The sequence below is a fragment of the Bradyrhizobium sp. STM 3843 genome (genome assembly GCF_000239815.1).
Lineage (GTDB): Bacteria > Pseudomonadota > Alphaproteobacteria > Rhizobiales > Xanthobacteraceae > Bradyrhizobium.
On the sequence record NZ_CAFK01000143.1, the window covers coordinates 1 to 6094 of the forward strand.

Sequence of the window (6094 nt, forward strand, 5' to 3'; positions counted from 1 at the left end):
TGTGCGCCTCCTGGAACTCGGACATGTTGATGGTGATCATGTTCTGCTCGCCGCCGTAGAGGGTCTCGGCAAGCGCGAGGGCGGTTTCAGTTTTGCCGACCCCGGATGGTCCGGCCAGCATGAACACGCCGATCGGCTTTGACGGGTTGTCCAGCTTGGCGCGGCTGGTCTCAATCCGCTTGGCGATCATCGTCAGCCCATGGGACTGTCCGACGACGCGGCGGTTGAGGATCTCCGGCAGCTTCAGCACGGTTTCGATTTCGTCCCGCATCATCCGGCCGACCGGAATGCCGGTCCAGTCAGATACCACGGACGCCACCGACTGCTGGTCCACATGGGCGTAGACCATCCGCTTCTCGGGATTGATGCCCTCCAGCGTCTCGAATTTCCCGCGCAGCTCCGCGCGCTTTGTAGCCGGATCTTCGTCTTCCGTGGGCTCGGACAGGATCTCGCGGATGCTGCGGATGTCCTTCACGAGCTTCTGCTCCGCCGCCCAATCGGCCTCGAGGCTCGTCAGTTTTTCCTTAAGCGCCGCGATGTCGCTGTCGATCGCGACAATCCGCTCGCTGTCCTCGATCCCGAGATCGCCGTCGCTGACGAGCGCCGACCGCTCAGCTTCGCGCGCGGTGATCGCGACACGGGTATCCTCGATCAGTGCTGGCGTCGCGCTCTGGCTGATGGCCACGCGTGCCGAGGCGGTGTCGAGCAGGCTGACCGCCTTGTCAGGTAACTGCCGTGAAGGAATGTAGCGGTGCGACAGGTTGACTGCTGCAACGATTGCAGCATCCGAAATGCGAACACCATGGTGCTTTTCCATCGGCCCAAGAAGTCCGCGCAGCATGATGCAGCAGGTCTCGACATCAGGTTCATCGATCTGGATCGGCTGGAAGCGTCGCGTGAGCGCGGGGTCCTTCTCGATATATTGGCGATATTCCGCCCACGTGGTGGCGGCGATCGTACGCAGAGTGCCGCGGGCCAGAGGAGGTTTCAGGAGATTGGCCGCATCTCCGGTGCCTGCTGCGCCACCGGCGCCTATCAGCGTGTGGGCTTCGTCGATGAACAGGATGATGGGAGTGGGGGAGCTCTGGACCTCATCGATCACCGAGCGCAGGCGCTGTTCGAACTCGCCCTTCATGGACGCGCCAGCCTGCATCAGGCCGATGTCAAGCACGCAGAGCCTGACATTGCGCAACGGTGGCGGCACGTCGCCGGCGGCGATACGCTGGGCAAAGCCCTCGACCACCGCGGTCTTGCCGACGCCGGCTTCGCCGGTGAGGATTGGATTATTCTGGCGCCGGCGCATCAGTACGTCGATCAGCTGGCGGATTTCCTCGTCCCGACCAAGGATCGGATCCATCTGGCCCGACTTTGCCTTGGCGGTGAGATCCTGGGAGAAGCGGTCGAGAGGTGTCGTCCCCTTAGGTCCGGCTTGGTCCGCGTGCTCTGCGCCGGCGCCGACCAATCCCGAGCCGTCCATCGGCCGCATCGTCTCCTCGTCGGAGCCGGCCCAGACCGCGCGATGCTCCGCGGCCAATGCATCCACGTTTATCTTGGCGAATTCCTGCGAGAGGTTGTTCAACGTGCGACGGATATCGTTGGACTTCAGTCCTGCCACCAGCAGATGGCCGGTGCGGATCTGCGTTTCGCCGAAGAAGAGCGTGGCATAGTGCCAGCCGCGATCGAGCAGATCGATGACTGCGTTGGCGACACCAGGCATGTCGGTTTCGTTCTTGCGAAATCCGTTGATGACGGCGGCAAGGTCCGACAACAAGCGGGCCCGGTCCAGCCTGTAGTGGTCCACCGAGAGGCTGAGATCCGTACGTTCCTGCTGCAGGATATGAAACAGCCAGTGCGCAAGCTCGACATTGCGGTTGCCGGCGCTCTTGGCGTGACGCAGGGCCTGGATGAAGGCATCGTAGCCGGAGCGATTCAGCTTGCCCGTTACAGCTTCAAGGCTGATATCCGTCACGTTGGCCCCTCCTGCTCAAGTCCTCCGCGGATGATTGGCATCAAGCGGAAAATCGCTTCGAACCCACAACGTTAGGACGGTTTGCGCGGCCGATAGGTTCAAAGCGCGGCAGCACTCCGACGAGCCCTCAAGCGTTCGCCGAGCTGAAAACGGGCATCGCGGCGATATTCTTCCGTGGATGTCCAGTTCGGCGAGACCCAGGTGGTCCACCCAAGTCGTCCGCTCTGTCCGAGCCTGACCGGAACGACCTCTCCCGCCGGAATGGCGAGCTCGACCTCCCATTCCAGCTCATCGCCGATATAGAAGAAGACGGCGTCGGCCAGAGGCTCCGACAAATTGGGTGTCTCCGTCGGCAGGAACTGCTCGTACTGCGCAAAATTCTTGACGAAGACTCGAACCCTGATCTTGTCTTCCACGCTGAATACACGTGAGCCCAGCAGAGCGTCCCGGCCGATCCTGGCATGGCTCTCGCCCAGCCGGCTGCAGTGACTCGGGTCGAACGAGAGCCAAGTGCCGACAAATTCGTCGATCTCGACCCGGACATCGAACAGTCCCTGCAGGAACCGCGTTAGCCGCGACGCGCACTTCGTGCTGGGCGCGACCAGTCCCGCGAAGCTGAGCTTCGCCATGTCAGGGACAGTGTCTCGATTGGCGAAAACCTCGGAGCCCAAGCCGGCGAAGGACCCGACATAGGCGATGAATCGATCCTCTGCCGGACGGTCATGCTGCGCGATGGGCCGTGCGTCAGCCCAAGCGCGAAAGAACAGTTGCAGGAAGCGTCCGTTGAAGAGGTCAAGAAAGCGCGGGAAGGCGTCGTCCCGCATCAGCCACCAGCCGAGACTTTCATCGGTGGTGCCAAGCGGCAGCGCGCCCTGCGGTCCCAGGAGGCCGAGAAATTTGACGAGTATCCTGAGCCGGCCAGCCTGGTCGTCGACCGCCGCGAGGTTGGAGGCGGGGAACTCGAGATAAGGCACTTGGCCGAGGTCGACATATTCCTCGCGGCGTGCGGCACTGTCACCGATCCGCGGTCGGTCCGGGTTGGCGCGTTCGAACTGGCGCAGCGTATCGAAGAAATCGAACCGCCAGGGTTCGGCTTTCATCTGGTCGATCAGCGTCACAGCGGCCTCCGTGTGCCCATGCGCGGCGGCCACCGCATGATCTCGCCGCGCTCGGGTGTCGAGATGACCGTCTGGGTGAACGTGTTGAAGCCCGAATACTCCGCGAAGAAGCGCTCCAGCACCGCGCCGAGCAAGAACACGCCGCTGCCTTCGAATGCTTTCTCGTCAAGCGTGACGGTGATCTCGAGGCCTCGCGCCGCGCCGCTGCCGGTGCGCTCACGTACTCTCCGCACGACGGGCCGGCTTTCGATGCTGCGCACGCCTCGGATCTTGCGTTCTGTGGCGTCGTCGAACTGGTCGGCGAACAGGGACAGCATCTCGCGCAGTGCTCCGGCGTTCTTGCCACCACCGCGCTCGACCAGGCCAAGATAGTTCAGGCTCAGCATATTGATCAGGCGCCAGCTGACAATTCCGCTGCTCGCAATCTCGCTGCGGCTGCGCAGCTGGGCGACCACCGGCTCACGCGGTCGGGTCGGTCCGGCGATGCACACCAAATCAAGGGATGTATCGTCCAGAAGGCGGAAATCGGCGCCGCCGTGACCGACCGGCAAGTGCTCCGTGAGATGGCGGTTGGAGCACAGCGCCCGGACGCTGAGTTCGGCGACGGAGCCTTCGCCACCAAGTTCACCAGGTTCGAGCAACGACAGAAACATGTCCGTCCCGGTGTAGTCGGAGGATGCGCCATAGGTCTTCTCTTCCACCGTGCGGCGTCGAGGCAGCCGGCGGACCGTGAAATAAAGCCCTTCGACCGATCCGCTGGCCCGGTCGACGGCAGCCGAATACAGCGGGCGTACCGGTCGCTTGTCTTTCTCTGCCGGAAAGTGCGCGTAAACTTCGAGTACCTGGTGCGGTTCGTATTCGAGATAGCGGCTGCGGTCGGGCACGACATGGTATTCGTGGGTATTCGATTTGACGGGGATGCGATCGCTTGTCTTCTCGAACAGATTGATCGCCGGAGCGGTGTATAGCTTGAAGGTGTCGGGGCGGACCGCGGCGGCAAGCCGCGAATTATGTTCGTCGAAGGCGAAGACGATATCGATCGATTTGCTGCGCAGCCGCGGCATCACGCTGCGAAGTCCGGTCAAATTGATGCCAAGGAACTTGCGCGGAAACATGAAATATTCCCGGAGCAGCTCCGAGCCGCGAAAGATCCGATTGTCGTTGGGAAACAGCGACTCGTTCTCGTCGAAGCCAACCTGCTGCACGCAGTCATGGGGCGCGCGCGTCACCACCGGATCGCCGAAGTCGTCGAGATGCCGGAAGTAGACGCCCCTGCAATTCGAGATCAATTGTTCGTAAAGCGCGATGGCGTCGGACTCCGCGCCGGACAAGTAGATCGGAAGTTCGCTGACGCGGCAGCCTGAAAACCAGGTCTCGGGCTTGGTCCGTGCCTCTGCGTCCAGCGGTTCCTCATCGAGCCGGGCCGCGGTCCGATGGGTCAATGACAGCCTGAGCCCGGCGATCACGTCGGCGCCAACCGGAATCCCGAGCGCCTGCAGCGCGCCTGCCGTCGAGAAATACTCGGCGCCGGTGACATCGAATGGCCAGAGCACGATATCGCGGCAAAGTCGAAATCGGCAGGAGAGGCTTCGCTCTCTCTCGCGGTAGATTGCGTCGAAATAGGCCCCGCGCGCGATCTTCTTGCCATCTCGCAAGGCCGGGTCGGCGTAGGGCGGCCGCGCCATGACCAGCATGGCGGACGGGGTGGGAGCAAGATAGTTCGGAACCAGTTGCTCGAGCAGGTTCGCAGTGAATTCCGGGAATTCGTGCCTCAGCTTGAGCTGAACGCGGGCGGCGAGAAACGCGGCGCCTTCCAGCAGTCCCGTGATCATCGGATCCGAACGATCCCGGACCAGACCGCCGAGGCGCTCTGCGATGCCGGGATATTCCTCGGCAAAGTCTCCCGCCTGCTCGTACAGGAGCGACAGTTCGCGATTGTAGAAGTCGAGGAATTCGCGGTTCATGTCAAAGTCGGTTGATCTGGACGTCGCCGCTGTCGAGGTCGACGTCGGCGACGAATTCCACGGGGACGTTGAGCGGCTCGGCTTTCAGGTCGGCGTGAACGATGAAGCGCAGCTTCAGCTGCTCAGGGCCGACCGAGCCGTCGCGGCGGACCCGTATCGTCTTGCGATCGAGCCTTGGTTCATAAGTCGTCAGCGTTGCGCGCAGAGCATCGCTGAGTTCGTCGTCCGTGACCTCGTCGATCGATCGGTGGGCAATATCGGGAAACCCGTAGTTCAGGATAGACGCTCGGACGCAATCCCGCCCGCTGAGGTCCAGGGTCGATTCCAGAGCGATGGTATTGAGGAGCGTTTCAATGTCGTGGGAGACTTCGCGCCGGAGCAAGGTTTCCGAGATCGGAAAGCGGCCGGCGCTGCGCCGTCCGGCAATCACCCGCTCCCCGAACTCATCGCGCAGATTGAGTTTCTTGCGGGCATCGCGCGCTTCATGAGCCGAGCGAAACGCCAGCATCAGTGGGGGAGAGAGTCGATCCCGCCTTGGGGTAATTGTCACTTTCCAGTCCCCATCATGCCCCCGAGCCGCTTGCTATTTGCTGGAGCGGCAGTTGGTCTCCGACGTGAGGTGGTTTCAGAAGACGGCCGGACGCGCGAGCGTGGCGTCCGAGAAAGGGAGCGAAATCGCACCGCTTGGCGTCGGCTGCGCATTCGCAACCGGCGCCAAGCGCGGAGCGACGATCAGGCCCATTCCTTGTTGGCAGGAACGTCCCAGCCAAATGTCGGCGAAGCTCCGGCGCCGCCTTTTTCGGTCTGGGTCTTGTAGGTCATCTTCACCTTTGCGAAGTTCAGGCTGACGTTTTCGACAAGCCGCTCTTCACCGTGCGATCCGCCCGTGGACACGCTGGAGACCAGGACCTGCTTCATCTCGATCTTGAGATATTCCAGCGGATTCTCGCCGGCCTTGCGGACTGTGAGGATCGCGCTGTCGATGTGCTTGCCGTTCGCGCAGACCTTGAAAAGCTCCGGCGTGGCTTTGTCAACGTAGTGCG

General features: G+C 62.4%; 5 protein-coding genes. All 5 read right to left on the minus strand.

The window, feature by feature from the left end:
• Positions 1-1969, minus strand: a 1969-nt coding sequence (gene tssH / locus BRAS3843_RS16540) for a type VI secretion system ATPase TssH (RefSeq protein ID WP_035981908.1), incomplete at its 3' end; no start/stop codon positions are given.
• Positions 1970-2067: 98 nt separating this feature from the next.
• The gene (gene tssG / locus BRAS3843_RS16545; protein WP_008970100.1) at positions 2068-3120 is read right to left on the minus strand and encodes a type VI secretion system baseplate subunit TssG; all 1053 of its coding nucleotides are present in this window, start codon (positions 3118-3120) and stop codon (positions 2068-2070) included.
• On the minus strand, positions 3084-5051 hold the full coding sequence (tssF, locus tag BRAS3843_RS16550) for a type VI secretion system baseplate subunit TssF (protein WP_008970101.1): 1968 nt from the start codon (positions 5049-5051) through the stop codon (positions 3084-3086). The genes tssG and tssF overlap by 37 nt, the downstream gene beginning before the upstream one ends.
• Before the next feature lies 1 nt (position 5052).
• Positions 5053-5559 carry a type VI secretion system baseplate subunit TssE gene (gene tssE / locus BRAS3843_RS16555; protein WP_008970102.1) on the minus strand — a complete coding sequence of 169 codons (507 nt, stop codon included), beginning with the start codon at positions 5557-5559 and terminating at the stop codon, positions 5053-5055.
• Positions 5560-5783: 224 nt separating this feature from the next.
• A partial coding sequence (locus tag BRAS3843_RS16560) for a type VI secretion system tube protein Hcp (protein ID WP_035981910.1) occupies positions 5784-6094 on the minus strand: 311 nt, incomplete at its 5' end.

Coding starts and splice junctions, on each gene's coding strand:
- tssE (WP_008970102.1), bottom strand. CDS start 5,559: ATGCTGGCGTTTCGCTCGGCTCATGAAGCGCGCGATGCCCGCAAGAAA.
- tssF (WP_008970101.1), bottom strand. CDS start 5,051: ATGAACCGCGAATTCCTCGACTTCTACAATCGCGAACTGTCGCTCCTG.